Raw genomic sequence first — 26,703 nt, 5'->3', positions numbered from 1 at the left:
GAAAAAACATGAATGGACTAGCTTTTATTATACAAAATGAACTCTATCCATTAGAAAATTTGGATAAAGATATACTATGTTCGGAAAAAGTATACAATAATGACAAAGTTTGTGCCTCTTCTTTTGTATCTGTTCAAGGATATTCTAATAGTAATATATCTGATATGGTCAGGATTCAATTTGACTGGCGAGATCGTCCTGAAGTTATCACAGAAGAAGATTTTTTATTTATCCCAGAAACAAAAACTTTGTTCTTTAGGTCAGGCAATCAATGGGCAGTTTTTAATCTTACAAATAAAATGACTGTTCAACATGAACATGCATTCTGTCATCCCTGGCTTGAGCGAATTGGGCATTTTGTTTTGATTGAGGACGAGTTAGATGCGTATTTGATGACATTAGACGGGCAAAAAATAAACTCAGTACCTATTGATCCACCCTGGCAACGCCAGGACTTTCCAGATCGCATTGAATACATGAGTCCAGTCTATGGTAAACAAACCCTACTATTTCCTCTAATGTGATTTATTATAATTCTTTTAATCAACTACCCAACACCAAAACATAAGCAGATAGAAATAAGCAACTTCCATCTACTTATGTTTTTATTTCCCTCAATAAAATTGAAGTATTAATTATGTTTTGCAATCTGATTCTCAATATGGAAATAATCAAAATCAGCATATCCCCCCGTTATTCGGGTAGCGTAATTAAACAAGCCAAACCTATATCCCATAAAATGAGGAAGTGTATATTTCATATTTAGTGGTTGTCCGATTTTCTTCCATAACTTTCCATCCAGACTATAATAAAATTGTGCACTATCAGTCATGTTGATAAAGTTACAATCAGCTTTCAGATAGATAGTATTTTGTAAAAGTGGAATACTTTGTTGCTCAACAGGCTTTCCAGATTCTGCATTAATCATAACAATTTCTTTCTTTCCATCTTTAACCTTAACTCCTACCAAACCATAGTTCTTCTGTAGCAGACTCAATCCGGCAAAGTCTCCTTCTCTCATTTGAGTGACATCCAACTTTGTAGAACCAGCACATTCTGGTCCAATGGTTCGTTGTGTCAGTGTGTTTCTGGCCAAGAGAAAAGAAGAATCAATACGTCCCGTTTTAAGTCGCAGATAGCCGTTATGTTCCGTGACAGACCACAGTGTATTATCCGGATTATGGTTCCATTGCCATACCAATGGTAATGCAGGCTCACCTTTTTTACGTGTAAAATCGTCCGATGCTACAATACCTGGAATTAAGCTCTTATTGGCAGGTAGGTCAAGAACCTCAGGTACTTTACCATTGTCTCCCAACACAGGCCAGCCATTTTCCCATGTGACAGGAACCAAATATGGAATACGTCCTACAGCACCAAAATCACGAAAGAGGTAGGAATACCATTTGCCATCCGGTGTATCAATCAACCCTCCCTGAGCTACTCCCAAATCCTGTAAGCCTACTCGTCCTTCATAAGGTCCTGTAATCTTATCTGCCCGATGAATAACAACGGTTCGCATTCCTCCCTTGGGCCAGGTGATATTAAACAGATAATATTTCCCGTTGACCTTGAATAGTTGTGACCCTTCGGAAGGCAAACCAATAGTCTCTCCGGCTGGGGCACTTGCATTTTCAATAACAACCAGTTCGGTTGTTCCGGGCTTTACACCCGAAGCATCTGCATTGAGTTCTACCAGTCGCAGTTTGCCACCTCCATAAAGCAGATAGACACGACCATCATCATCAAAGAACAAAGAGTGATCATGATAGGAAGGAGCAAAAGAAGCTACTTTCCAGGGACCTTTCTCTATATCTTTTGTCGTAAAGATATAGGTCTTTCCAGTAGTTTGCGCAAATGTCGTAACATAGTAAGTTCCTTTATGGTATCGCAAACTACTTGCCCATGAACCACGACCATACGTACTTTTTCCATTCGTAAGATTTAATTCATCCATATCAGCTAGGGTCTGGTAAGCATAACTGACCAGTTGCCAGTTGACTAAATCGGTGGATTTCATAATTGGCACACCCGGACTCATATGCATGGTAGTACTACTCATGTAATACGTATTCCCTACACGAAGAATAGCCATATCCGGAACATCTGCAAACAAGATGGGGTTGTGAGCCTGCTTCGTTTGAGCAACTACTCCAAGTGAAACAAGCAAAAAGAGTACAACTAAAAATTTGTTCATCATTTTTCGGTAAGACTCAGCTTTGTGTTTTGATTCGAATAACAGTTAGTGACATAGCAGGTGCATTGTATTGAAAAGACTTGCTTACCTTGATCTTAGATTGTACAGGAGCAATAGCCTGGGGATTTTCCAGTGTATTCTCAGCCTCTGCACTACCTGCGATCACAACCTGCTCTGCCTGTGAAGCCAGCTTTTTAAAGGCTGAAAGGTCTATCTTCATAGATTGAGAAGCAGTTCCGCCATTTACAAGTTTGAGAATAATATCCCCTGTTTTACTATCTTTCACACAGGAAGCTGCCAAAGTAGAATCTTTGCTGTTTTTAGAAACGATCTTATCATAATAGTAGTCGCCTTGGTTAGCCGTAAAAAGTTTTTGCACATAGTAGTTAGGAGTCAAACAAACCTTTTCATTATCAAAGAAGATCATGTCTGTCTTCCACTGAGTATGATTTTTCTTAGCCAGCAAAGGTGCGTATGAGGCCATATCCACTACATCGCCATTTCGTTCCAGAGCTGTCATATAGATTGCTTCGGATATTGCATTTTTCAGCTTATTCCCCCAGGAAGCATATTCTCCCAGATATACATGGGATTGTTTTCTATCATATGCATCATAACGGTACTGATTCCTGACAAACCAGTCAGGTTGCTGGTAATAATGCTCGTCTACCATAGGTACAGTCAGGTTATTGGCATATTTCCAGCCTTTGGTAAAGTCTTCTCCATCCGGAAATGGTCCAACAGTTCCAATAACAGTGATTTCAGGATGTTTGGCTTTCACAGCATCATAAATCAACTTAAATCGTTCTTCAAACTCAGGCGTGATCTTGTCTTCATTTCCAATACCGACAAATTCCAGATTGAAAGGTTTGGGATGACCTGCAGCGGCCCGTTTAGCTCCCCAGGTAGACGAAACAGACCCATTCGCCCACTCAATCAGATCCAGCACTTCCTGAATGTAATCCTTCATTTCATCCATAGGTATTGCTTTCTGGCCTGTACCTCCAATACGCCATGTACCACCAGAATTCTGACAACTGACTGCAGCAGGCAATACAGGGAGTGGCTTTGCCCCAATGTCTTCACAAAACTGAAAATATTCATAATACCCCAAACCAGCTGTCTGATGATACCCCCAGATATTTCGTTGTTCAACCCGTTGTTCAATAGGCCCTATAGTATTTTTCCAGCGATACATATTTCCCAGTCCATCTCCATGAGCCAGACAACCACCCGGAAAACGAATGAAGGCTGGCTTCATATCAGCAAGCAGTTGAGCGAGATCAGCCCGAAGTCCGTTCTGACGATTTTTGAAGGTATTTTCCGGAAAAAGAGAAACTATATCTATCCCTACTTTTCCTTGCGTAGTACCCAAAATAACAAGAGATGTGCTATCACTTCGTTCAGAAGCTGTAAGAGTAGCAGTATATTTATTCCAATCTTTTGAATTAACAGTCAGCTTACTTTCCGACAGTATTTTTCCTCTGGGGTCCTGCAGACTTACGGTAAGTGCAACCGGAGTTGCTGATAACTGGCAGGCAAACAGAGAGAATGCATACTTTTCTCCAGCTTTTACAACCATATGATCATACCCACGATTTTTGATTCCAACACCTGGTACACCTTTGTTTTCGGGAATCTTACTATTCTCTCCTACACCTGGCTGTCCTACATGTTCGATAGTCAGTACAGCATAATGAGGATTGTTTGGGTGAATAGGCTTATTGGTTTCTACATTCAGTGAACCGTAGGAAAACACAGGCGTAATATATTCCCAACTGGTAAGCGAATGCCACTCTCTACGGTCTGCCGGACTGTATTCAAACGAACGATTTTGTATCATTTCGGCATAGAGTCCGCCATCTGCAGCATAATTGATGTCTTCAAAAAACAACCCGAATAAAGTAGGACTGATTTTCTTTCCTGTGGATGTGGTTTGTTGTCTGGCAGACTGTGCTAATACAGTCAGGGAAACAGCCAAATACACAATCATACTCAGTACAAGTCTTCTACTCTTTTTGCTTGTTCTGCTTTTGCAGGATTCGGGTATTATTCTCATTGTAAAAGTAAATAAGTGGCTTTTCATTAGATAAAACAGATGTATTTATAAGATCATTACATTTAGTATTTGAGAATACAGGTTACTTACTCACCAGTGTATAGATCCCTCCTTTCTGTGTAGGCAAATCATATAACACAGTTTCTTTTAAGGCAAGTGGTGCAATAGTCGACTTAGGTGAAACAATCGGTGCAGGAGTGTCTTCCGTCTGATAAAACACATTCGGATTCTTACCTGTAGCCTGATTTAAACCCGTTCCATTATTCAACTTTAATTCATTAGGCACCCGCAAACGAAGGTTTCCTCCCAGAATTGACTTTACTACTAGTTTTACTAATTTGGTATCCTTCCACTCCATGTTTACAATCTCAAAACCACCCCTGGCTTTCAGTCCACTTACAGTACCACCTGGCCAGGCATCAGGTAAAGCAGGCAATAGATGCACAGTTCCATCTGAACTTTGCATCAGCATCTCGGTAATACCAGAGGTACAACCAAAATTGCCGTCAATCTGAAAAGGCGGATGAGCATCAAACAGATTAGTATATGTTCCGCCACCATCCGGATTAACTCCCAGTGGCGTAAGCTGATTTTGAATCAGTTTGTAGGCATGGTTACCATCCAGCATTTTAGCCCACCAGTTTATTTTCCATCCCATACTCCAGCCTGTAGAGACATCGCCTCGTTGTGTAAGTGTATTACGGGCTGCAGCAAATAATTCAGGTGTCCGGTAAGGTGAGATCTGATTGGATGGAAACAAGCCATACAAATGAGAAATATGGCGATGATGATCGTTGGGATCATCTACATCATCCAGCCACTCTTGTAGCTGGTTGTGTTGACCAATATGCATTGGGGCCAGACGACCGCGTTTCTGTTTCAATGTGTCTATAAAAGAAGCATCTTTATTTAGAATCTCGGCAGCACGAATAGTGGAACTAAACACATCATACACAATCTGATTATCCATTGTCGTACCTGCATCCAGTGATGATCCTTCATGCGCTTTTGGTGCATTTTCTGGTGAATTAGCCGGAGCCACCACCAGCCAGTGGTATTTAGGGTGTTCCACTAAAAAATCCACATAAAACAAAGATGCCCCTCTTAAAATAGGATAAACGGACTCCAGAAACGCCTTATCCCCAGTATACAGATAATGCTCCCAGAGATGTTGACTCAACCAGCCACCTCCAGCATTCCAGACGCCCCAGAAAGCACCATCTACCGGACCGTTGATTCGCCAGATATCGGTATTATGATGGGCCATCCATCCTCTGGCACCATACATTACACGGGCAGTTTCCTGTCCTGTTTCAGATAGTTCTTTCACCAGTTGAAATAAAGGGTCATGTAGCTCAGTCAGGTTGGTCTTCTCAGCTGGCCAGTAGTTCATCTCGGTATTGATATTAATGGTGTATTTGCTATCCCAAGGGGGACTCATTTTGTTGTTCCAAATCCCTTGAAGGTTCGCAGGTTGTCCACCCGGTTGCGAGGAAGAAATAAGCAGGTAGCGTCCATACTGGTAATACAACACAACCAACGCGGGTTCGTTGGTATTCCGAAAATTCTTAAGCTGTTCATCTGTTGGAACCTGACTATCCTTGGAGGGCCCTAGATCCAGTTTTACCCGATTAAACAACTGTTGGTATGCAACTACATGTGCTTTTACTAACGAGGCAAACGATTTGGAATAAGCCTGATTGATATAGGTTTCAACCCGTCTAGATTCATTTCCACTCAGATCCTTATAATTGTTGAAATTTGTACCAATAGAAATAAAAAGAGTAGCTGAATTAGCACCTTGTATAATCAGAGAGCTATCTGTTTTGGCAAGGGTTCCACCATTTAGTTTAATTCGGGTTATTCCTTTAAACTTAACCATACCTTTTACCCCTTCATGATCACTGGTAACGCCGGTAAGTTCCAGATCGTTGGATGCAGTAGTAACCACAGACGAACTTTTGTGAGGGCAGGCATAGGCTGCCGAAAATGAAAGACTGCCTGGTTTACTGGCTGTCAGTTGCATCACAATCACTCTATCCGGAAATGAGGCGAATGTTTCTCGTGTATAGGTAATTCCGCCTACTGTATAGGAAGTTTTTGTTACTGCCCGACTAATATCGAGTTCCCGGTAATAATTAGTATAGTTGTCATGCCCATTGAAAGTTAGTTCCAGATTGCCTACAGGTTGAAACTTTTGTCCATGCGACTTTTTGGTTAAAATTGATTGATTGGTAAGTTTCTCTGCCTCCTTGTAATGTCCTTCAAAAATCAGCTTTCTTACCTCAGGCAATGAAGCCAGCGCATCTGGATTATCATTGCGATTAGGACTGCCACTCCATACGGTATGCTCATTAAGTTGAATAATTTCCTTCGGAACATTTCCATATACCATCCCTCCCAGCCTTCCATTCCCAATTGGTAGTGCATTTTCCCAAACATCACCCGAAGGTTGTTTATACCAGAGAGTTAAGCCCGATTGTTGTGAGAATCCACTTGTCATTGTAAAAAATAGAAGGGTAATAAGTAGTTGTTTCATAAAATGGTTCTGATAGGTAGATAGTATGAGACAAACAATCACAAATGTGTCATTTTTACACAATTTCACATGTACAAATGACACATAAAACCGCGGTTCGCAAATATACTATTTCACCTGAATAAAACTACGAATTATCCTAAACAATACTATTTAAATAACAAATTAGAAACTTAACACCTTTACCCATAAATGAACACAAAGTGTCCGACTTTGAACATCCTATTTATTGACGACTATACGCAATCTACTAACAATCAACCAATTACAAACAAAGCACGCGTATTGGCAAAGGATTTGAGCAACAATTTCAACCAATTTCTTAGTATCCACCATTTATGGATGCGACTGACAATCAAGCAATTTAGAAAATACCATCTGGCAATTTCTAAATATAGCATCCATTTTACCTTTACAACTATGCTACGTAACTATCTCAAAATCGCTTTTAGAAGCCTTGTACGCAACAAAGCTTATTCGGCTATCAATATTCTGGGACTAGCTTTTGGCTTGGCATGTAGTCTGATGATTGCCTTATGGGTAAAGGACGAGCTGGATATGGATGCCTTTCATGCAAATGAAAGCCAGCTCTACCAGGTATTTGAACGTCAATATTATGTCGATAAAACAGAAGCTTCCTATCTTACACAGGGTTTACTGGCAGAAGAACTCAAAAAGGTGATTCCAGAAATACAATCTGCAACAGGAATGGAAGAAGTACGTACATTTACTTTAGAATCAGGCAATACTATACAAAAAATGGAAGGCTCGTTTGCTGGGTCTGACTTTTTTAGCATGTTTAGTTATCCATTGCTTCAGGGAACAATAGTATCAGCTTTGAATGATCCAGGTAGTATTGCCATTTCCAGACGGATGGCGGAACAGTTTTTTGGAAATCCTGAACAAGCAATTGGAAAACCTATTCGCTTTGAAAATAAGGAAGATCTTTTGGTTACTGCTGTTTTTGAAAACATTCCATCACAATCATCCATACAATTCGATTTTCTCAGAAGTTGGACAGCCTACATAAAAGAAAATAAATGGGTACACAACTGGACGAATACCAGTCCATCTACCTTTATTCAACTACGACCAGAAATAGACCCGGATAAAGTAGAAACCAAAATCAAGGATTTTGTTTACCAATACACCGAAAAACGAAAAGGACTCCGGGTAGAACTTGGTTTGCAACCCTATTCCGAAAGATATCTGCATTCCGTATTTAAAAATGGCCAGTTAAATGGTGGACGTATTGAATATGTGCGTATTTTCAGTTTTGTGGCTTTTTTCATTCTGTTGATAGCGTGTATTAACTTAATGAATCTAGCAACAGCCCGTTCAGCCAAACGCGCTAAAGAAGTAGGTATTCGTAAGGTAATTGGTGCACTTCGCCCCTCTCTGATAATCCAGTTTCTGAGTGAAAGTATGGTATTAACTATAACAGCAGGGGTACTGGCACTCTTCCTGGTAATGATTCTCTTACCTGTTTTCAGCACACTTACCAGCAAACACTTGTCACTTCCATTGGCTCAGCCTCTTTTCTGGACTACGTTATTGGGAGTTATATTTATTACAGGAGCTATAGCAGGTAGTTATCCTGCCCTTTTTCTGTCTTCTTTTAATCCAGTACGTGTTTTAAAAGGAACGCTCAAATTTGATACAGGATCATTCCTGTTTCGTAAAGGACTAGTTGTCTTTCAGTTTACGCTTTCGATTCTGCTTATCATAGGTATGATTGTCATGCATCGCCAGTTAAACTATATCCAGCACTTAAATCTGGGGTATGACAGAGAAAATCTTCTGTATATTCCAATGGAGGGCGAACTGATACAGAAATATGATTTGTTTAAAACCGAAGCCAGCAAGCTACCTGGGATATTGAGTATTTCACGTATGCACCAATCACCTACTGTAATGGAACATCATACTACAGATATTAGCTGGCCTGGCAAAGATCCGAATCTGACTATTCCATTCTCAGACACACCGGTTGGGTATGACTTTGTTGAAACCATGAAACTTCAGTTAAAAGAAGGTCGTGACTTCTCAAAGGACTTTGGAACAGATTCCGTGAGCTATCTTATTAATGAAACAGCCTTACAAAAACTGGGCTATCAAAATCCGATAGGTCAGCCATTGTGGTGGGGTTCTCATAAAGGTACAATCATCGGAGTGTTGAAGGATTTTCATTTCAACTCTGTCTATCAAACTATTGATCCACTTGTAATGCGCCTGGATAAGCATATGCGCTGGGGAACTATTCTGATACGCGTAGAAGCAGGCAAAACTCCGGATGTTCTTACAGGTTTGGAGAAATTACACAAAAGTCTGAATACTAATTTTCCATTTACCTATCAGTTTTCAGATCAGGAATATACTAATCTTTACAAAAGTGAGCAGATAGTAAGCAAACTAGGCAACTGCTTCAGCTTTCTGGCTATTTTTATTTCCTGTCTGGGACTATTTGGATTGGCAGCCTATACTGCGGAAAGTAAAATAAAGGAGATTAGCATCCGAAAAGTATTAGGAGCATCTGTTAGAACTATTGTTATCATGTTATCACTGGATTTTGTATTGTTGGTAGGTATCGCTTTTGCCATAGCCATTCCTATAGCCTGGTATAGTGTACACCAGTGGTTGCAAAATTTCGCTTACCATATATCTGTCCAGTGGTGGATTTTTGCTTTGGCAGGTTTACTGGCTCTTGTAATTGCCGTAGTAACTATCAGCCTGCAATCTGTAAAAGCAGCACTGGCCAACCCAGTCAAGGCCCTAAAAACTGAGTAGATATTTTGTTAGGGTAGTTGGCTACATGTTAAACCAACATAAAGAAATCCTGGAAAATGCTCATATTCATTAAGTTGTTATCAAAAGGTAAGCTACCAGAAACGAAGATCCGTATCATTTTTCTTCTCGGTAGTAGCCTTTTGTTTTCTTTTACAGATGTTCATAGGTTTGTGCTTCCGGACCTTTAAAAACAATATACGATGGAAGGAATTCAGATTTTATGGGAAGCTTCCTATGCCAAAAAATAGGATGTACTGATTTCTTCAGATGGCAAGAGTTGGAAATTGGCGACTTCTATTACAGATGGTAAGGGTGGTACTGAATTAGAACAAAATACTTCTACATAAAAACAATGATCTACCTCTTTCGTCTATACATATAGATAGAAATAAACCCTATCACAGCCAACACATTTAACACCCCAAACCATTCTCCAAACCGACTATATAGTGTATGGATTCTTACTATAGAAACTGATCCTATCAGCAAAGCCTGCTGGCCATCGGCACAATTTGCTTCACTGGTAACCCTACCATAAGCGTCATTGATCGTTAATCTTCCTTTACGTGCAGCCCGAACCTGAGAAAAGCCATTTTCTACGCTTCTCAAAATAGCCATTCGACTATGAAGCCAATCATCTACTGTAAAATCCCATGCAGGTACAAATAACACAGAGATGCCAGCAACCCCATACTTTCGGATATATCTGGTAAAATCGAGATCCTTACATATAGCCATACCAGTCTGATTACTCATAAAGTTGACAATAGCTGGATTTTTCCCAGGCATAAACTGGCCTTCTAACCCTGGTATTAAATGAACTTTGTTGTACTGATTCAGTAGATTGCCTGTCACATCAATAATTAAGGCGGCATTAGTCTCAGGCTTTTGCACCAGATTGGTGTATCCGATCACCAGCCCCACCTGATTTTGTCTGGCAGCATCTTGTAAGAGACTCAGTATCTCAGCATTGGTTTCTGTATGAATGTTAATCGCTCTTTCTGGTAATACGATCATGTGAGCACCTTGTCTGGCAAGTTCTGCTATATGAAAAACATAGTTTTCAACTGCCTTAATTTCTTTTGATGCCTCTACCCGACCCGGTTCGTAATGGTATTTCTCATCCAATGACACCAATCCTGCTTTGAATTTAGGAGTTCTGGGAATGCTGATCAATCGGAACTCACCAAATCCTAAAACAGAGATAATAAGCAAAGTTAAAAAACTGAGTATATATCTGAATTGAACTTTCTCTTTATGATATAACCAACCTACAGCTATGGCAGAAGGAACACAGGTCACAAAGAATGTAATACCCAACATGCCAGTAACTGAAGCAATTTGAATAAGTGGTAGCATATTCATCTGTGAATAGGCTATGCTTCCAGCTGTTCCATGAGGTGAAGAAATCGAAAATAAAAACTCAAATGTGGTAAAAAACACAGGAAAGGCAAATAGTGTATACCAGGAGCCTATCTGAAGCACAATAATTCTGCTTATAAGTATGATACAAGCAAAAGCCAATGGAAATAAAAGTGTAAAAATAATGGCAGGTATCAATGTAGCCACAGATTCCAGATAGGAAAACCAGCTAAGTCTTCCTATCAAATAGGCAGTGAATGCTATCAGAAAAGTAGTTCCTTTACTTGTCTGAAATGAAAGAATCAACACTGGTACAGGCGCTATCCAGAGAAGCCACCCATACTCACCAGACAATCCACAGGATACATACCAGCATAGTCCGGAAATAAGAGTCCCCAGAACCATCACGGGTAAGCTAAAAGATAAACGGGTAACTGGTGTTTTGACAGAGAGCATGACAGAAAAAACAGGTTGTTTAAGCGGTTGTCAAAACTAATGTGCCTTACACAAAGAAAATTGTAAATTTTAGACAGGTTGCTGGCTAATTAGAAAATCAGCAATATGATGAGTTTCGGACTGAAACTGGCGGGGAGTAGTTCCAGTAAATTGCCGAAAGTCTTTGATAAAGTGCGACTGATCATAATAATCGCAATCATGCGAAATCGCAGTGAGAGACTTCTGGTTAAATTGCATCTGCCGGAGGGCTTTGTTAAAGCGAACAATACGGTAATAATGTTTTGGTGTATAGCCTACATATTTCAGAAAACTCCTTTCCAGCTTTTTGTAGTATGACTCATTCTCGTCACATAATTCATTGACAGATAGTACATTATCCTGACGAATTATATCAATAATCTTAGTACAGTCATTCCATTCAGTAGTAGTATATTGAACCAGTTGCTGCATTAATAGATCCAATAATGCTATTTGTTCTGCATCTGTTTTCTTTTCTCGTAACCTGTTCTTCCACCCTTTGAGTGTACCTCCCAACACGTCTTCCGCAGAAATCACCTGATTAAGCAACTCACTGGCAGGTAATCTGGTGAATGCATGAATCCCTCCCGGCTTAAAACGAGCACCCAACATATACATTTCCCCACTTGATTTTGCATAATAAATCCGGTTCCTCTGACCCATAACGTGTACCTGATCAATCAGATCGCCCTGTTCCAGCTTATCGTTGGCCAGAAAATGCATGGAATGTCCCAGATTAATCATCAATTCAACTCTCCCGCCTGGTATGAGTCGTTCAACGACCGAAGCAGCCATCAAAGGAACCTTAAATATCCAGTAGCATTCGATGTACCTGGCAAGTAGTGAAGAAGGTTGATATTGTATATAGGAAAGCATACAGTGTATTTGTATAAGATTATTTTGCATAACTCTTTTCAGACAGAACGGGTAGCACTAGATGTCCACTTATATGGTATGTTCTTTGACAAATGCTGACATTGGAATATGCACAAAATTCCACAAAAACAGAGACCATTCTATACGATTAATTTGATTCTATACTTCCTATGCAATATTTTTTGGCATTGTGACTATCAAACTACGAATATACTACCAATACTGATCCCAGTACTTTATGTCCTTTCTCTTATTTAATCAAATATCTATGCTTCATTAACAAAACGAATAACCTGCTTTTTCACCCTGGTGTATTGGTAAGGTTTAGGGAAAGGCTTTACCTTTGCGGACAAACTTCCTTTGAAACCTTAGAACGCTATGGAAATGGAATGAGTCCAGTACTTAAAAAGCTTTAAGACCTCTGGAAGAATGATACTTCTTACTACCCAATGTAAAATTATATGAAATGGATTACCCGTGAACGCCCCAAAATAGATCGTATAGCTTGTCCTTGGTTAATCAGGCGATTCATTGATCCGGAGGCTGAATTCATTTTTGTTCCGTATGAACAAATTCAGACAATGGCACAAGACCTGAATGCGACTCCATTTGACATTCCCGAAGCAGAGTTTACCCATTACCAGGACCAGTGCACCTTTGATTATTTTCTGAGTAAATACAAGCTTACCGACCCTGCTTTACATAGCATTGCACCTATTATTCGGGGAGCCGATACAGATGATCATACCCTCGCAGCTCAGGCATCAGGCTTATGGGCCATTTCGGCAGGACTAGCGTTTAATATTACAGATGACTATGAGTTGTTGGAAAAGGGAATGCTGATCTATGATTCACTTTATAGTTGGGCCAAACACTTACAGAAAGAAAAACATACGCAATCTCCTACCGAGCGACTTTTTTTACAGGTATTCAATACTTATCTGAACGAAAAAAAATCACATCCAGGTAAAATGCCAGGATGGGCAAAAGAACTAAAGGAAATTATCCAGGATCAGATTGATACAAATTTGAGTTTAAGCCTGAAAGAGATTTCCGAAGGACTCAATATTCATCCGGCTTATTTATCGCGTGAGTTTTCTAAATATTTTAACAATCTGTCTTTTGGCGAGTATATCCGTAAACTACGGATTGAAAAGGCAATGGATTTGCTACAAGGCTCCTCTCATTCTCTTGCTGAGATTGCTTATCTGACTGGATTTTCGGATCAAAGCCATTTTACACGCATTTTCAGAAAATATACAGATCAGAGTCCAGCCGAATATCGGAAAAGAATCAATAAAAAGTAAGATTTTTTTATAGGTTTACTACTTTACTCCTCTGTTACAGAATAGAAGGAAGTAAGTTGGTTTGGAGTACAGAATTTGGTATATCTACTTATCAGATCTGCTCCGCTCTGATTACAAAAATAAAAGTTTGTCAGCCTTACTTTTAATAGGTACCAAATTCTGGAAGTAAGAACATACTACACTTCTTCAAAGGGACTGCTTTTTACTACAGATAGAGCGATACATAGAAAGTTCTCAGAAACCTATATTACTCTATTAGCCACTATATTGAACTTTATCCCAAAGTAAGCTTCTCAGCATCTGTTATATACCCTATAACCACAAAACTAATCCTCTACCAGCCATCTTTTGTATAAAGCAATGGTCTGTAAAGCAACTATCCGCATCACTCTTATCAATACCACCACAAAAAATTCAATAATTTCTTTTATATTTTATATATATTTCCTAACTTTCTTTCAGAAAATAGCCTGTCTGCTATCTCATACTTTGGAAATTCAAAGTATCTAATCCATTGTGAACAAGGAGTATATGTATCACTTATAAACTCAGCATACATTACAATGAAGACCTACACATCAGAAAATGGATGGTTTAGCATGGAACTTCCTGTTTCCTGGGAAGAATACGATTGTGGTGAAGATGGTGCCTATGCCTTCTTTGATACTAATTCTTGGACTGGTAATCTGCGTATTATTCCTTTCCGTTTAGCCAGACGTAGAAACCCCAGCAAAGACATTGCCTCTATTTTTATTCAGGATGAGGTACTAAAAAACGAGGGAGCCAATCGTATCCAGCTAGGCGATTTTGACTGTGCTCATTTCCGAAAAAATATTCAGCAGGATGATGGAGATCTGTTTGTATATTACTGGATTACAGGTATAGGTAACAATCTGTTTATCTGCACATTTACAGTTGATCACAAACAAGAAAAATGCGAACAACACTCAACAGATCTGGAAACTGTTCAAAATATCCTCCAAAGTATCCGCATGAAACAGTCTGTGGAAAAGCTGAATGCGGCTTAATATTCAGAGATTTTATTCACTGGAAATACTATTATTGAGATAAGCACCCTACATTCATACCATGATACTGAATGTAGGGTGTTTCATTCTCAATTAAATGATGGGTAGGTTGAGATACCAGATCAGATTTATCTCTCTGATATTGATAATGCTCTTGAAAATCTAGCTTAAAAGTAGAATTACATTAATTCTACCCAAAAATCTCTCAGAACAAAAGCACTATCCTGATAGTATTGGCTGAAAGCCAATACTAAAAAGTCAGTCACGACATTACTCTTATTTGACATAAGGAAAGGGTAACTGAATACGCATTTCTGCCTCCTCCCCTGAGGTATTGGTAAACCGGGCTTCTTTGATTATCCGAAGAGCTTCTTCGTCACAACCGTAGCCCAATGATTTAACTACTATTGGATTTTTAGGCATTCCATTTTTGTCAATTGTTAACTCTATTGTCACAAAACCGGAAATATTATTCTCTTTTGCCTTAGCCGGATAGAGGAGTTTGCTGTATAGAGCCTTATTGCCACCTATGAGTTCTACAGCTGACTCTGAACGAGCTTCAGGTACATAATACCAGTCAGTCGGATTAGGATTGGTTGTAGTGGGGAGCTTGTAATTAATATTCCATTGCTTGAGGTACACTTCCAATGGTGGCAAACCTACTTTTGCCCGACGTACATTTACATTAGGCTCGTCTTCGATAGGCATCAGTTTCATACCCTGTTTAGTTTCATTCAACTGCGAACCATAAATTTGTTTTTCTCCCTTATCTATTTTAGCACGATCTATCACTATCGCAACGGATGATGCATTTACCTCTCCTTTACCTGCCGCCTCTATCAATAAAGGCAGATACTTTTCCCTGGCTGCCGGATCATTGTGTTGAATCACCATCAAAGCTACAGATTGGTACTTCTCTCCTACCAGTGATTTTCCTGGATACCCATATTCAGCAATGATCTTATCTATTTTAGCCATATTGAGAATGTCAATAGCACCTTGTTTCTGCATCTGAATTGCTTCTTCTTCTGGAGTTTTGGCGGACTGCCTTGCTGCCACACTACGATACTGCTGATCTGCCTGTATTATAGTATCCAGCTGAGCTATCAGTTTTGTTGGGTAGGATTGTGCAAAAACGGTTGTATAGATAAAGAATAACCATAAAAGTAACCAAACCTCTTTGAGGAATATCATAAATTTATGAATTGAGTATATAGTGTAGATGCTTAAATATATATAAAGTTCTAAAGTTTGTTATAATAAAATAGATATTCCCAACAGAAGAATGTAGTATCTTAAAATCAGAGGCAGTTCTATATATCAAAAGAAAAATTTCTGATTCAAGATCCGTCTCAATTTCATTCATCAGAATATACATGAAGGAACACCTGCATACAATATGCACAGATTAGTACCAATGGAAGTATTTGAGATCTATCCATAGTTTTATCTACGATCTGAACCAGATAATATCGTTTTCTGAAAAAGAAACGAATGAACCAGTTGTCCTTTCCTTCTGCATATAACTTCCATTTCATCATTAAAACAAGAGAAGAATTAGCTTTTACTAGTCGTATCCCTGCCCCAGAAAAGGTATATTTTAAAATAAATGTTTCATTATTCATCCGAAAATGTGCAAACCGTTCCCAAGGATAGTCAAAGACAAAATGTATCTCACTACTAACTGATTGATTACACAACAAATTGGTTATTGTTCTTGATTTCTTTTGAAATGAATATTCCTGCTCATCCAAATTAACAATACCTATTGAGGTACCATAATCATATCTTAGCTCTGTTATCAAATTATGATCTGCATCCCATATGGTCAAATCCATTCGGTTCACAGAAGGACATACCTGAAAGTATTTATCTTTCATTTTATACTACTAGACAAAATGTAAAAAGGGGTAAAAAAAGTCAAAAAGGAGAAATTTGCAGTGGTTAAACAAACAAAAAACTCCTGATGACTCTATTATTCCAACTTAGTCGATTGGAAGGGAAATACCCAAAATCTACTTAAAAAAATGTGGAATTGCTCTTAAGTGGCATTCTTTCAGTTCGAGGTGTAAGCTTATATAAAATCAAAGATGAGCTTTCCCTATTAACAGGAAAGACAGATGTATCGTGCCATACACATATAAACTCTTGCTTCGCATTTTTGAGCGCTATGGATCTTTGCTTATTTATCGATTTGCTTGTGTGGGCATTAAGTTTAGTAAGGGGAAAAGCGGAGCATTTTTTCGGACTCAACCGAATAGAAAATTGGTCAGTATCCCTAGCATATGTCGATCTTAACCTCTGAGGTAAAAGGCGTAGTCGTTCCGGTATATTTTCGGATTTATCCCCACAAAGGCGTACTTAATGAAAAAGAACGCATCAACTTTGTTCGCAAAAGCCTGGCCGTCATTGATCTGAAAGGGAAACTATTAACGGCTGATCGGGAATTTATTGGCAAAGACTGGTTTGATATTTTGAGTAAAAACCAGATTGACTTTGTGATTCGCTTATAAAAAGGCATATACCATAACTGGTTGATTTACAAAGATATTCATATGAAAAATCAGAAAAAAAAGCACTTAAGAAAGGCCATGCCCATAAGTGCTTTAGGCTAGGAAGCCAAGAGTATCGATTAGAGATATATCGGAATAAGAGTAAAGATGAAGCGCTTATTTATCTGTTGACTAATCGTGTAAAACACAAACGAGTCGGTAAGCATTATGGCAAACGGTGGAAAATAGAGTATTGCTTTAAACACTTAAAGGCCAATGGATTCAACTTGGAACAAGTAGCTTTTAAGGACACACACAAGATTAGTTTACTAATTACATTTGTGATTGTGGTCTATATTCAAGCCATTCAACAAGGTATTTTGCAACAAAAAAAGGAACCGGTTGGTCAGATTCGCTATGCCAATGGAAATACTTATCGGGCTGTGTCTGTAGGATTATATCGAGTCAAAGAAAAGCTACTCTCTCTAGTTAATTTCAGATCTTATTTAGTGGAACTTGTTCCTAAAAACAACCTTATTTAAAATTGTCTGCTAGTGTAAAAAATCATATATCTTTAGCTTCTTCATCCATCAGTGTTCAGCATACTCATGAAATTTAACAAGGTTATACCAACAGACAGGCTCAAACCCTACATAAAGTATTTTGTAGTGTCTGAAAACACCTTGGAAAGCACCTATACAATCTTTCCTTCTACCAGTCTGGTTATCGGATTTCAGTATAAGGGACAATTATTTTCTATCGAAGGAGACACTGAAACCAATCTGAACACAGCAGGTATTACAGGTCTGATGAATAGGTTCAAACTATTCAGAAATACATCCGGTATTGGTACTATTCTTGTCTATTTTACAGAGTTTGGCCTTAGTGCATTTACTCATTGTCCGGCTCATGAATTATTCCAGCAGAGTGTATCATTGGATGTTATATTCAATCGGTATACCATTACAGAAACAGAAGAAAAGCTGGCATTGGCACATACAGATACACAACGTATACAGATAGTTGAACAGTTTCTGTTATCACAACTCAAAGACGTCCAGCCTGACAGACTAGTTCTGGAGGCAGTGAAGCTTATTTACCAGTCACAGGGAACTATAAAGATCTCAGATCTAAACACACAACTCTGTATCAGCCAAAGTCCACTTGAAAAACGCTTTAGAAAAGAAGTTGGCACTACCCCCAAGAAATTTGCTTCGATAGTCCGCTTCAATGCCGTTGTTGAATCGCTAAATAATGCCAAGTCGCTCACAGAGATTGGCTATTCTCATCTGTTTTTTGATCAGTCGCATTTTATCAAAGACTTTCGACAATTTACAGGAACTACTCCTGAAAATTTCAGAAGGACGCTCTAGAAAAACGATTTTTTACAATTTCAGGATACCTGTTTGTCTGACCTTTGTAACATGTTCAATCAATAAAACAAAGAGACCATGTTTACAGTCGAACAAGTTAAATCTGCACATACTAAAGTAAAAAGTGGAGCCGACTTCCCTGCCTATATTCAGGAAATCAAACAACTAGGTGTAACTGCTTACGAAACCTGGGTAACAGATAGCCATACCAACTATTTCGGAAAAGAAGGTTATCAAACCCAATCCAAACCCATGTATGATAAGTTACCGATTGCCTTAACAACAGATAAACAAAAATTCAGTTACGAACTAAAGCTACACCAGCAGGGACACTCAGATTACTATACATTCTGCAAAGTTTGTGCAGAGACAGGAATTGAAAAATGGTTTGTACGCCTTGATACAATGACGTGTACATATTATGATACCCAAGAAAATGAAATAGTGGTAGAGACAATTCCTGGATAAAAATAGTACAGGTAGGTCAACTCAAAAATGTTAGCAAGGTATTTGCCATTTTTTCAGAGAGAGTCATACTACCAGTCAAATCCTATTAAGGGAATAGCACATAGCTGTGTGCTATTCCCTTTCTGATTGTTTCGACAAGCAAATCAGAGAGGGAGCTGTCTAGAATGGTTCAAAGGTGTGTAAAGGCTTTGAGGAAATCTCTATAAATACACTTATAAAACTTTGGTTGCAAAGTTTGTGATACACAACACATCCATGTCTATTTGTCCCGTTTCAGATATGTGTCATTGAGTTCTGCAATACTTAAAATGAGAAAAATACAATAGAATGAGAAATTTTTTATCGCACAAAACCTTCTTAGAACGAAAAATGTATATACATTAAACCCCTAATAAATTATCCCTCGGCATTATAGAATATACAGTAACAGAAGTAAGTGGCTACACCACTCCCGGAAATGTTAGCAATACAGAGATCAATAGGACAAAACCTCATTCACTTCATTTTTTTTGGCAACTACCATTATGCACTGTATGCGGTTGCTCTCTCCATAGAAGCAAACATGCAACTTGAGCTACCCTTAAATCCTTTGCCCTACTATGTATGTATCTTTCTAATCACCCTTGTCTACTATACCTATGCCTATCAAGGAAACGCCATTTGTATAACCAGCAACCTTTCCAATACAGATAACATACGATCCAACTGGTATGTACAACATCAGCAATGGGTTCGTTTCAGTCAGCGTCTGTTTAGTATACTAGGGATAGGGCTTGGTACTTATCTTGTGGTTTGCCATTGGACTAATGTGTTACGCTTGCCCCTTTCCAGTCTGGGTATGGCAGCAGGAGTTGTTTTGCTGGCAGCATTATATTATGGATGGCTTCCCGTATTTGGACATCGGCTACACATCCGACAACATGGCTGGATCAAACCCTTTATCATTGGATGGGTATGGGCTGGTCTGGTCACAGTTGCTCCTGTGTTATTTTACCAGATTGAATACAATACCTTCTATCCTGTCAATGATATATGGGTCTGGCTATTTTGCAAAAACTGGTTGTTTATTTCTCTTACCTGCATCATGTTTGATATCAAAGACTATGCATCCGATGCCAACCACCAGTTGAAAACCTTCGTAGTACAATATGGACTGCGAACTACTTTATTCTATATACTGATTCCTTTAACAGTGCTGGTGCTGGCTTCTTTTCTGGTAGTCGCCTATATACGTCATTTTCCAGGAATGAGGGTGATATTGAACCTGATTCCGTTTCTGGCCCTTCTCTGGACTGTATACGGACTTCACCAGCGCCGATCCATTTTGTATTATCTGATTGTTATTGACGGATTGCTGCTTATAAAAGCCATCTGTGGCGTAGTAGCAGCTCTGTTGGGAAAAATGTAATTTTCCCTTTCTTATCTATATAACTCCACCTCATAAATATTCCGTACCTCTGAGTGAGTCCTGATCCGCTCACGATATTGAGCATCCCCATACTCAAAAGTAGTTCGACTAATGCCACTGTAACGGGTATCATTCAAACCACTCGTTAGTTCTTTGGCCCCATATACATAAGACCCTCCGGAAAAGTCAGCACCGTAGCCACATCGTTCTTCATTTGCTTCATAGGGACCAAAATCGCGTCTATAACACAGAATCAATGTATCGTTTGGGCCGTCGATGGGTTCAAAAATATACGTCACACTATCTGCATGAAGTGATAAAGGCAAATACGCATAGTTATCGCTCACAACTACATTCCCATTCCCTCCGAGTCCATAAATCCGCTTGTAATAACTCATATCCCTGTACTCCCGGGTGGTAGTATCATACCACTGCAATGTTGCCTTCATCACAGGCTCTTCATCTGGTGGACAATCACTTCGGCAGTTAGCTAATGCAAGTACAAGTAACAGTAATGTAAGTCCTTTAAGATACATAGAGAATGTGTTTTTCACAAAGACACAAGATAAAAGAAAATCGTTGCAGAGGAAAGATGAACTTTTCCACAAGTAATATTAACAGCAACAACTTATATGTATTGTTTCTAAGAACCGATAGTCTGCAGTCACTTAGTAACTTTGTTTATCCAGATAATTAGCAAAGACAATACTATTCATCAGCAAATAAATCCTTCCATTGTTTTTGCTACCTCATAAGGCTGTTTAGCCCAGGTTACAAAGTATGGGTCTAATCCAAAGAAATCAAATATTTCTTCAGCATTATTTGGTGAAAGGACGCATTCTCCAGTATTTCGGATAATAGGTAGAAAAGCTGTTCCTCCTCCCAGTTGATTAGTAAGCGCAAAGGCCTGATAGATGAAACTGTAGAAAAGATAGCCAAAACCAGGCTCTCCTTTTTCGATGCGCAGTTCATTTGCATCGATTTTAAGAAATATACTCTCAGATGAAACCGGAAGTAAAAGCTTATACGAACTGGAAAAGGTTTTAATAATCTGAACTTGTAAACCTGTATTTTCCACAAAAATAGATAAGACTTCATCCAGTGTAGGATATGTTTTCTTCTTATTAGCTAATACATACTCAAACATTACTAACATACACCATTTGAGTTCAGATTTACAAACAATTTTCTCTAACTCGCGAACCATACGAGAAAAACTATATTCCTACATAATTTCACTTACAATGAGCATATTTCTATACAATAAAAGATTTGACCAGAATTATGCGCACGAAAATTTTTGCGGTGAATTCAGGTCAAACATAAAACTTGCGGTTTATTCAACATGCCGATAAATTTGCGGTGAACTCTGGGCAAAAATTATTTTCTCCCGAACACCAAAGACAAACTCTTCCTCTTGCTGTTTGCATAGAACAATACACAGTGTCATAATCTGAACAGAAATCCACACATGATATAATAGTCCACAGACTTTAGCATTACACAGATCTATGAAGGATAGCCAATACATTACCAATGGCCCTTTAAACACAGTAATATTGAACGTTTAAACACAATCCGTTTTGTTTAAAATGAGGAAGTTTGCAGTGTATAACAAATGTTACCTTATGAAAACCAATAAAACAGTTTTAGTAACCGGCGGCACCGGATTTGTGGGCATACATACTCTATTACAATTATTACAACAAGGGTATACTGTAAACACTACCATACGTAGCCTCAGTAAAAAAGAAGAACTGGAAAAAGCTCTCAGGGCTGGCGGTATAGAGTCTTTTGAAAATTTATCCATTTATGAAGCCGACCTTTTATATGACACCGGATGGAGTGAGGCCGTAAAGGGATGTGAGTATGTATTGCATGTGGCTTCTCCATTTACAACAGAAGAACCGAAAGATGAAAACGAGCTTATTATTCCTGCTCGTGAAGGCTCATTACGAGTATTGAAAGCAGCCAGAAATGCAGGTGTGAAACGTGTGGTTCTTACTTCTTCCTTTGCAGCCATTGGATATAGCATTTCGGAAAAAAACCACATTTTTACAGAAGAGGACTGGACAGATCCCAATGTTCCGCTCATGGCTTATATCAAATCCAAAACTGTAGCTGAAAAAGCAGCCTGGGATTTTATGGCGAGAGAAGGAGGTGCAATGGAATTATCAGTCATTAATCCGGTCGGTATTTTCGGACCTATACTCGGAGACATCTCTTCTGCTTCGCTGGATGGTGTTATTAAAAGTATCATTGGAGGTTTAGTCACTGCCAGTCCTTCCTTTACCTTTGGTGTGGTAGATGTTCGGGATATAGCTGATATCCATATCCGTGCTATGTTACATCCGCAAGCAGCAGGACAACGGTTTCTGGCAGCTTCTGAGGGAGTAATGAGCTTTTATGATGTTGCCGAGCTAATCCGTAAGGAACGCCCGGAATATGCTGGAAAAGTAGCTTCATTTCCAAATACAGATCAGGATTTTTACATTACACTTTCCATTCAGAAAGCCAAAGATATGCTAGACTGGAAACCTCGCAGTAAGGAAGAAGCTTTACTGGCTAGTGTGGACAGTATGATGAATTAAGTATCTTTACCAAAGATAATGATGTAAACCCGTGAATTCCAATAAAATACATTCCTGTCATCTGGGTCCAGAGATTTCTCCTGAGCAGTTTATTACCGAGCATTTCTTCTTGTATCTGCTTGAGGGATCGATGATTGCCTATGATGGACAAAATACCTATACCATACAGCCGGGCGATCCACTACTCGCCCGGAAAAATCATCTCATTCGATACACCAAACACAAAAACAACAGTGTATTTAGAAAAGTGGTCATTACCTTGGAAAAGCCTTTTCTGGTGAATTTTCTTGAGCGGCACGACATTGATGTATATTCCACTCAAAATACCAATTCACTCTTGTTCTTACCTGATAGTACCCTACTTCAAAGTTATATAAAGTCTCTTGAGCCATATTACACACAACAGGAAGAAATAGAGAAAGGCTTTGAAGATGTAAAACGGGAAGAACTGCTTCTAATTTTATTAAAAACCATCCCAGAACTGAAGGACATCCTTTTTAACTTTGCGATACCTGACAAGATTGATCTGGAAGAGTTTATGAACCGCAACTTTCGGTTTAATGTGAGCCTCGACCGGTTTGCCTATATGACAGGCAGAAGCTTGTCTACGTTTAAAAGAGATTTCCAGAAAATTTTTGGAAGTACTCCTGGCACTTGGCTTACCCGCAAACGCCTGGAAGAAGCCTATTTCCGTATCAAAAGCGAAGGTGCCAAGCCGGGTGATATCTATTATGAACTAGGCTTTGAAGACTTTTCACACTTCTCTTTTGCCTTTAGGAAACAGTTTGGTATCAGACCTACCGCATTGCTTCATTACTCCGATAGTACCCAATAAAAATCTCTTCTCTGCCTAGTGAATGTATTTCCTGGTTGGACAGTATCTAATTCCAGCATCTATCCAATTTTGCCACAAAAACGCTGAAATTCTCCTCTATTCTTCTGCAAGCAGCCTCCTCACCTTGTTGCATAACGGATGACACATAGAATTAAAATTTGCCAAAAATATTTGGATAGAAGCATCTAAAAATATTATCTTATCAACTAAGACAATTAACTAGTAAGATATAAAGTGAACAATGATCTAACTAAACGAGTACGAAAGCTGAGTCAACTCTATGCGTAACTTCCATTCAGATGCACGAAGCAGTTGCCCGAAAGGCAGGTCTTTCAGGAACTGATCATAAGTATCTGGGTTTTCTGATCGAGAAAGAGCAAATAACAGCTGGTGAGTTCTCCACGCTGACAGGCCTCACTACTGGTGCAGTGACAGGCTTAATAGACAGGTTTGAAAAGAAAGATCTGTAAAAAGAAAATTTGCTGAAAACGACAGAGGGAAGGCACTCATCGAGCCAAACACCGAAAATATAATGGCTCTTTTAGCACCGCTTTATAAAGAATTCCGGGAAAATTCAGAAAAACTCATTGCTTCATTTTCTGATGAGGAAATGGGTATCATTGAAACCTACTTTTCGAAGACCATTGAAGTAATGAATGAAACCACTCAGACACTCAATATGCCATAATTGTAAACAGGAGAAATTATGAGTTCTTATATAGTTAGTTTTGAGGACATTGATAAAACAAAGTTCTTGCTTGTTGGGGAAAGGTGCAAATCTGGGTGAACTTTCCCTTATTGAAGGAATATGTGTACTTGACGGCTTTTGTATTTCGACAGAAGCGTTCAAGAAAGTTATTGACGCAACGCCATTGGTCAGCGAATTACTGGCTAAGCTTTCGCTTATGAAGCTGGGAGATCAGGAGCAAATCCATAAATATAGCAGTGAAATTCGCAGAGCCTTCGAAGAAATAACCATCCCGGAGAAAATTCAGGAAGGGCTTACGCGTCATCTTACAAGGTTTGGAGAAAACAATGCCTTTGCTATTAGATCCAGTGCCACAGCAGAGGATTTACCGACGGCTTCTTTTGCGGGTCAGCAGGATACCTATCTGAACATAATCGGGAAGGAGGCCATCTTACAACACATCAGTAAGTGCTGGGCATCATTGTTTAGTGAGAGAGCTATTACCTATCACCTGCAAAACGGGTTCGACCACCATACAGTATATCTTTCTGTAATAGTCCAAAAAATGGTTTTCCCACAGGCAGCAGGTATTATGGTTACTGCCAACCCCGTCAGTGGCAACAGAAAGGTAGTATCCATTGATGCCAGCTTCGGACTGGGAGAGGCACTGGTCTCTGGCCTTGTGAATGCAGATGTATATAAGGTACGTAATGGACAGATTACTAACACGAAAATATCCAACAAGCAGTTGGCTATCTATGCGTTGCCAACAGGAGGTACAAAACAACGGGAAATTGAGCTGGATCTCCAAAACCAGCAAGTGCTGACGAACGATCACATTCTGCAGCTTGAGCATATCGCGGACATAAGATCGAAGCCCATTTTGGCCACCCTCAGGATATCGAATGGTGTCTGGTAGATGATACATTTTATATTGTTCAGAGCCGGGAAATTACTACCTTATTTCCCATCCCTGACGCAACAGATTCCGAAAATCATGTATATGTATCAGTAGGCCACCAACAAATGATGACTGATCCAATGAAGCCCCTGGGATTGTCTTTCTGGCAGATGACAACACCCCGACCGATGGCTGTAGCTGGCGGAAGGTTGTTTGTGGATATCACACAGGAACTAGCTTCTCCTGAGAGAAGAAATGTAATGGTAAATGCTACCAAACGTATCCAAGATGGTCAGCGCATCCGTGTGAACGGAACAGAGGGATATATAGAAATTCTGTGATAAGGTACATATCCTATCCTATAATTTTGCCAGCTTTAAGAGCGGTAAGTTTTAATATATACATTCAAAAGCTATGGTACCTTACCAGAATAGATGACTTTTATGAATTACACAATTTTGCCGGATGTTCTTTACGAGCCCTCTGATGAAAAGGGAGAAATTAGTATTGTTCCGTATTCGTCTGGAGTACCTGTCATAAAAGGCAGGAGCATGCTCAAAAAAAATATGATTAGCCTTATTTGGGAAGGTGAAAAAATCATTCATTACACCCAGGAGAAGATTTCTTTACAGCCTGACCAAATCTTATTGCTGGCAGCGGGCAACTATCTGACAACCCAACGGTTTGCAGAAAAAGGACACATCAATAGTATTCTTATCTTTTTTGACAACAGTGTCCTGAATGATTTTTTAGAGCAACAGAAAGATCCCATTAACTTTACTTCCCTGACAGAAAACTCAAGACCCTATGTACTATTTGAAAAAGATGCCTATCTGAACCAGTATATAGTCTCTCTCAAACTTATTGTTTGACACTACCATTCCGCTTTCCAACCAGATGATGAAATTGAAGGTACACGAGTTATTCTTTTATCTCTATGCAACTCAACCACAACGACTCCTATCATTTTGGAGTTCCAGTAGAACAATCAGGAAATTTTGAACTAATGCAGGTGATGCAAGCAAATATAAGCACCAATATAACGCTGAGTAAACTGGTATTTCTCTGTCATATGAGTCTGTCAACTTTTAAACGGATATTTGAACAGGTCTACCATATGGCTCCTAACAAGTGGTTGCTGGATCGGAAAATGGAAATGGCTGCAAATCTGTTACGCCGCAAAAAAAGTAAACCCAGTGAAGTATCGCTGGAAATAGGATATGAGAATCATTCCAGCTTCTCCAAAGCCTTTCGCCGTATATATGGAATCACCCCCAAAGAATACCAGGACCAACTTTGAACGTTTTGAACCAGAAAT

The 26,703-nt window shown here is 39.1% G+C and carries 26 protein-coding genes; 17 read left to right on the top strand and 9 right to left on the bottom strand.

What is annotated here, in order from left to right:
- The first annotated feature begins 8 nt into the window (after nucleotides 1-8).
- Nucleotides 9-524 carry a hypothetical protein gene (locus QNI22_RS02545; protein ID WP_314509029.1) on the top strand — a complete coding sequence of 172 codons (516 nt, stop codon included), beginning with the start codon at nucleotides 9-11 and terminating at the stop codon, nucleotides 522-524.
- A gap of 107 nt (nucleotides 525-631) precedes the next feature.
- Here the strand turns inward: QNI22_RS02545 and QNI22_RS02540 are convergent, their stop codons facing one another.
- From QNI22_RS02540 to QNI22_RS02530, 3 genes are all read right to left on the bottom strand, one after another.
- The gene (locus QNI22_RS02540) at nucleotides 632-2,197 is read right to left on the bottom strand and encodes a glycoside hydrolase family 43 protein (RefSeq protein WP_419836219.1); all 1,566 of its coding nucleotides are present in this window, start codon (nucleotides 2,195-2,197) and stop codon (nucleotides 632-634) included.
- A gap of 16 nt (nucleotides 2,198-2,213) precedes the next feature.
- On the bottom strand, nucleotides 2,214-4,190 hold the full coding sequence (locus QNI22_RS02535; protein ID WP_314509027.1) for an alpha-L-arabinofuranosidase C-terminal domain-containing protein: 1,977 nt from the start codon (nucleotides 4,188-4,190) through the stop codon (nucleotides 2,214-2,216).
- Nucleotides 4,191-4,338: 148 nt separating this feature from the next.
- Nucleotides 4,339-6,795: a glycoside hydrolase family 95 protein gene (locus tag QNI22_RS02530; protein WP_314509025.1), complete on the bottom strand. Its 2,457-nt coding sequence runs from the start codon at nucleotides 6,793-6,795 to the stop codon at nucleotides 4,339-4,341.
- A 213-nt stretch (nucleotides 6,796-7,008) separates the two neighbouring features.
- On the opposite strand from QNI22_RS02530, the gene QNI22_RS02525 reads away from it, so the two are divergent.
- Nucleotides 7,009-9,582 (top strand): ABC transporter permease, encoded by a 2,574-nt coding sequence (locus QNI22_RS02525; protein WP_314509024.1) that lies wholly within the window; start codon nucleotides 7,009-7,011, stop codon nucleotides 9,580-9,582.
- A 357-nt stretch (nucleotides 9,583-9,939) separates the two neighbouring features.
- Here QNI22_RS02525 and QNI22_RS02520 read toward each other — a convergent pair whose 3' ends face one another.
- Both QNI22_RS02520 and QNI22_RS02515 read right to left on the bottom strand, forming a co-directional pair.
- Nucleotides 9,940-11,400: a nitrilase-related carbon-nitrogen hydrolase gene (locus QNI22_RS02520; RefSeq protein WP_314509023.1), complete on the bottom strand. Its 1,461-nt coding sequence runs from the start codon at nucleotides 11,398-11,400 to the stop codon at nucleotides 9,940-9,942.
- Nucleotides 11,401-11,469: 69 nt separating this feature from the next.
- Complete coding sequence (locus QNI22_RS02515) at nucleotides 11,470-12,294, bottom strand: helix-turn-helix transcriptional regulator (RefSeq protein ID WP_314509021.1); 825 nt, start codon at nucleotides 12,292-12,294, stop codon at nucleotides 11,470-11,472.
- 461 nt (nucleotides 12,295-12,755) lie between these two features.
- Between QNI22_RS02515 and QNI22_RS02510 the strand changes: the two genes are divergently transcribed.
- Both QNI22_RS02510 and QNI22_RS02505 read left to right on the top strand, forming a co-directional pair.
- Nucleotides 12,756-13,601, top strand: a complete 846-nt coding sequence (locus QNI22_RS02510; RefSeq protein WP_314509019.1) for a chromate resistance protein ChrB domain-containing protein — start codon at nucleotides 12,756-12,758, stop codon at nucleotides 13,599-13,601.
- 563 nt (nucleotides 13,602-14,164) lie between these two features.
- On the top strand, nucleotides 14,165-14,629 hold the full coding sequence (locus QNI22_RS02505) for a DUF3805 domain-containing protein (RefSeq protein WP_314509018.1): 465 nt from the start codon (nucleotides 14,165-14,167) through the stop codon (nucleotides 14,627-14,629).
- Nucleotides 14,630-14,905: 276 nt separating this feature from the next.
- On the opposite strand, the gene QNI22_RS02500 is transcribed toward QNI22_RS02505, so the two are convergent.
- Nucleotides 14,906-15,823, bottom strand: coding sequence for a TonB family protein (locus tag QNI22_RS02500; protein WP_314509017.1), 918 nt, complete (start codon nucleotides 15,821-15,823; stop codon nucleotides 14,906-14,908).
- Between the two features lie 164 nt (nucleotides 15,824-15,987).
- Nucleotides 15,988-16,509: a hypothetical protein gene (locus QNI22_RS02495; RefSeq protein WP_314509016.1), complete on the bottom strand. Its 522-nt coding sequence runs from the start codon at nucleotides 16,507-16,509 to the stop codon at nucleotides 15,988-15,990.
- Between the two features lie 405 nt (nucleotides 16,510-16,914).
- Between QNI22_RS02495 and QNI22_RS02490 the strand changes: the two genes are divergently transcribed.
- The 5 genes from QNI22_RS02490 (at nucleotide 16,915) to QNI22_RS02470 (ending at nucleotide 20,370) form a co-directional block, all read left to right on the top strand.
- On the top strand, nucleotides 16,915-17,142 hold the full coding sequence (locus QNI22_RS02490) for a hypothetical protein (protein ID WP_314509015.1): 228 nt from the start codon (nucleotides 16,915-16,917) through the stop codon (nucleotides 17,140-17,142).
- A 17-nt stretch (nucleotides 17,143-17,159) separates the two neighbouring features.
- Nucleotides 17,160-17,663: a transposase gene (locus tag QNI22_RS02485; protein WP_336620941.1), complete on the top strand. Its 504-nt coding sequence runs from the start codon at nucleotides 17,160-17,162 to the stop codon at nucleotides 17,661-17,663.
- Nucleotides 17,664-17,729: 66 nt separating this feature from the next.
- On the top strand, nucleotides 17,730-18,494 hold the full coding sequence (locus tag QNI22_RS02480; protein ID WP_314509013.1) for a helix-turn-helix domain-containing protein: 765 nt from the start codon (nucleotides 17,730-17,732) through the stop codon (nucleotides 18,492-18,494).
- A 78-nt stretch (nucleotides 18,495-18,572) separates the two neighbouring features.
- The gene (locus tag QNI22_RS02475) at nucleotides 18,573-18,962 is read left to right on the top strand and encodes a DUF1398 domain-containing protein (RefSeq protein WP_314509012.1); all 390 of its coding nucleotides are present in this window, start codon (nucleotides 18,573-18,575) and stop codon (nucleotides 18,960-18,962) included.
- 457 nt (nucleotides 18,963-19,419) lie between these two features.
- A complete protein-coding gene (locus QNI22_RS02470; protein WP_314509011.1) occupies nucleotides 19,420-20,370 on the top strand; it encodes a UbiA prenyltransferase family protein in 951 nt (316 codons plus the stop codon).
- An 11-nt stretch (nucleotides 20,371-20,381) separates the two neighbouring features.
- Here QNI22_RS02470 and QNI22_RS02465 read toward each other — a convergent pair whose 3' ends face one another.
- Together QNI22_RS02465 and QNI22_RS02460 are read right to left on the bottom strand one after the other, a co-directional pair.
- Nucleotides 20,382-20,906, bottom strand: coding sequence for a hypothetical protein (locus QNI22_RS02465; RefSeq protein WP_314509009.1), 525 nt, complete (start codon nucleotides 20,904-20,906; stop codon nucleotides 20,382-20,384).
- A 179-nt stretch (nucleotides 20,907-21,085) separates the two neighbouring features.
- Nucleotides 21,086-21,526: a hypothetical protein gene (locus QNI22_RS02460; RefSeq protein WP_314509008.1), complete on the bottom strand. Its 441-nt coding sequence runs from the start codon at nucleotides 21,524-21,526 to the stop codon at nucleotides 21,086-21,088.
- A 472-nt stretch (nucleotides 21,527-21,998) separates the two neighbouring features.
- Between QNI22_RS02460 and QNI22_RS02455 the strand changes: the two genes are divergently transcribed.
- The 8 genes from QNI22_RS02455 (at nucleotide 21,999) to QNI22_RS02420 (ending at nucleotide 26,685) form a co-directional block, all read left to right on the top strand.
- Nucleotides 21,999-22,961 (top strand): SDR family oxidoreductase, encoded by a 963-nt coding sequence (locus QNI22_RS02455; protein WP_314509007.1) that lies wholly within the window; start codon nucleotides 21,999-22,001, stop codon nucleotides 22,959-22,961.
- 31 nt (nucleotides 22,962-22,992) lie between these two features.
- Nucleotides 22,993-23,796: a helix-turn-helix domain-containing protein gene (locus tag QNI22_RS02450; RefSeq protein WP_314509006.1), complete on the top strand. Its 804-nt coding sequence runs from the start codon at nucleotides 22,993-22,995 to the stop codon at nucleotides 23,794-23,796.
- 299 nt (nucleotides 23,797-24,095) lie between these two features.
- Complete coding sequence (locus tag QNI22_RS02445; RefSeq protein WP_314509005.1) at nucleotides 24,096-24,266, top strand: helix-turn-helix domain-containing protein; 171 nt, start codon at nucleotides 24,096-24,098, stop codon at nucleotides 24,264-24,266.
- A gap of 62 nt (nucleotides 24,267-24,328) precedes the next feature.
- Nucleotides 24,329-24,484, top strand: a complete 156-nt coding sequence (locus tag QNI22_RS02440) for a hypothetical protein (protein ID WP_314509004.1) — start codon at nucleotides 24,329-24,331, stop codon at nucleotides 24,482-24,484.
- 70 nt (nucleotides 24,485-24,554) lie between these two features.
- Nucleotides 24,555-25,403, top strand: coding sequence for a PEP/pyruvate-binding domain-containing protein (locus tag QNI22_RS02435; RefSeq protein WP_314509003.1), 849 nt, complete (start codon nucleotides 24,555-24,557; stop codon nucleotides 25,401-25,403).
- On the top strand, nucleotides 25,355-25,726 hold the full coding sequence (locus QNI22_RS02430) for a PEP/pyruvate-binding domain-containing protein (RefSeq protein ID WP_314509849.1): 372 nt from the start codon (nucleotides 25,355-25,357) through the stop codon (nucleotides 25,724-25,726). The genes QNI22_RS02435 and QNI22_RS02430 overlap by 49 nt, the downstream gene beginning before the upstream one ends.
- Nucleotides 25,727-25,828: 102 nt before the next feature.
- A complete protein-coding gene (locus QNI22_RS02425; RefSeq protein WP_314509002.1) occupies nucleotides 25,829-26,257 on the top strand; it encodes a hypothetical protein in 429 nt (142 codons plus the stop codon).
- 65 nt (nucleotides 26,258-26,322) lie between these two features.
- Entirely contained in the window at nucleotides 26,323-26,685 is a 363-nt protein-coding gene (locus tag QNI22_RS02420; protein WP_314509001.1) for a helix-turn-helix transcriptional regulator, read from the top strand.
- Nucleotides 26,686-26,703: the final 18 nt, after the last annotated feature.

Origin of the sequence: Xanthocytophaga agilis (assembly GCF_030068605.1) — a bacterium.
GTDB classification, from domain to species: domain Bacteria; phylum Bacteroidota; class Bacteroidia; order Cytophagales; family 172606-1; genus Xanthocytophaga; species Xanthocytophaga agilis.
This window is presented reverse-complemented; position numbering and strand designations above follow the sequence as displayed.

What these genes read in the sequence shown, in the direction of transcription:
- QNI22_RS02545 (WP_314509029.1), top strand. Translation starts at nt 9, where the DNA reads ATGAATGGACTAGCTTTTATTATACAAAATGAACTCTATCCATTAGAA.
- QNI22_RS02540 (WP_419836219.1), bottom strand. Translation starts at nt 2,197, where the DNA reads ATGAACAAATTTTTAGTTGTACTCTTTTTGCTTGTTTCACTTGGAGTA.
- QNI22_RS02535 (WP_314509027.1), bottom strand. Translation starts at nt 4,190, where the DNA reads ATGATTGTGTATTTGGCTGTTTCCCTGACTGTATTAGCACAGTCTGCC.
- QNI22_RS02530 (WP_314509025.1), bottom strand. Translation starts at nt 6,795, where the DNA reads ATGAAACAACTACTTATTACCCTTCTATTTTTTACAATGACAAGTGGA.
- QNI22_RS02520 (WP_314509023.1), bottom strand. Translation starts at nt 11,400, where the DNA reads ATGCTCTCTGTCAAAACACCAGTTACCCGTTTATCTTTTAGCTTACCC.
- QNI22_RS02515 (WP_314509021.1), bottom strand. Translation starts at nt 12,294, where the DNA reads ATGCTTTCCTATATACAATATCAACCTTCTTCACTACTTGCCAGGTAC.
- QNI22_RS02510 (WP_314509019.1), top strand. Translation starts at nt 12,756, where the DNA reads ATGAAATGGATTACCCGTGAACGCCCCAAAATAGATCGTATAGCTTGT.
- QNI22_RS02505 (WP_314509018.1), top strand. Translation starts at nt 14,165, where the DNA reads ATGAAGACCTACACATCAGAAAATGGATGGTTTAGCATGGAACTTCCT.
- QNI22_RS02500 (WP_314509017.1), bottom strand. Translation starts at nt 15,823, where the DNA reads ATGATATTCCTCAAAGAGGTTTGGTTACTTTTATGGTTATTCTTTATC.
- QNI22_RS02495 (WP_314509016.1), bottom strand. Translation starts at nt 16,509, where the DNA reads ATGAAAGATAAATACTTTCAGGTATGTCCTTCTGTGAACCGAATGGAT.
- QNI22_RS02490 (WP_314509015.1), top strand. Translation starts at nt 16,915, where the DNA reads ATGTCGATCTTAACCTCTGAGGTAAAAGGCGTAGTCGTTCCGGTATAT.
- QNI22_RS02480 (WP_314509013.1), top strand. Translation starts at nt 17,730, where the DNA reads ATGAAATTTAACAAGGTTATACCAACAGACAGGCTCAAACCCTACATA.
- QNI22_RS02475 (WP_314509012.1), top strand. Translation starts at nt 18,573, where the DNA reads ATGTTTACAGTCGAACAAGTTAAATCTGCACATACTAAAGTAAAAAGT.
- QNI22_RS02470 (WP_314509011.1), top strand. Translation starts at nt 19,420, where the DNA reads ATGTTAGCAATACAGAGATCAATAGGACAAAACCTCATTCACTTCATT.
- QNI22_RS02465 (WP_314509009.1), bottom strand. Translation starts at nt 20,906, where the DNA reads ATGTATCTTAAAGGACTTACATTACTGTTACTTGTACTTGCATTAGCT.
- QNI22_RS02460 (WP_314509008.1), bottom strand. Translation starts at nt 21,526, where the DNA reads ATGTTAGTAATGTTTGAGTATGTATTAGCTAATAAGAAGAAAACATAT.
- QNI22_RS02455 (WP_314509007.1), top strand. Translation starts at nt 21,999, where the DNA reads ATGAAAACCAATAAAACAGTTTTAGTAACCGGCGGCACCGGATTTGTG.
- QNI22_RS02445 (WP_314509005.1), top strand. Translation starts at nt 24,096, where the DNA reads ATGCACGAAGCAGTTGCCCGAAAGGCAGGTCTTTCAGGAACTGATCAT.
- QNI22_RS02440 (WP_314509004.1), top strand. Translation starts at nt 24,329, where the DNA reads ATGGCTCTTTTAGCACCGCTTTATAAAGAATTCCGGGAAAATTCAGAA.
- QNI22_RS02425 (WP_314509002.1), top strand. Translation starts at nt 25,829, where the DNA reads ATGAATTACACAATTTTGCCGGATGTTCTTTACGAGCCCTCTGATGAA.
- QNI22_RS02420 (WP_314509001.1), top strand. Translation starts at nt 26,323, where the DNA reads ATGCAACTCAACCACAACGACTCCTATCATTTTGGAGTTCCAGTAGAA.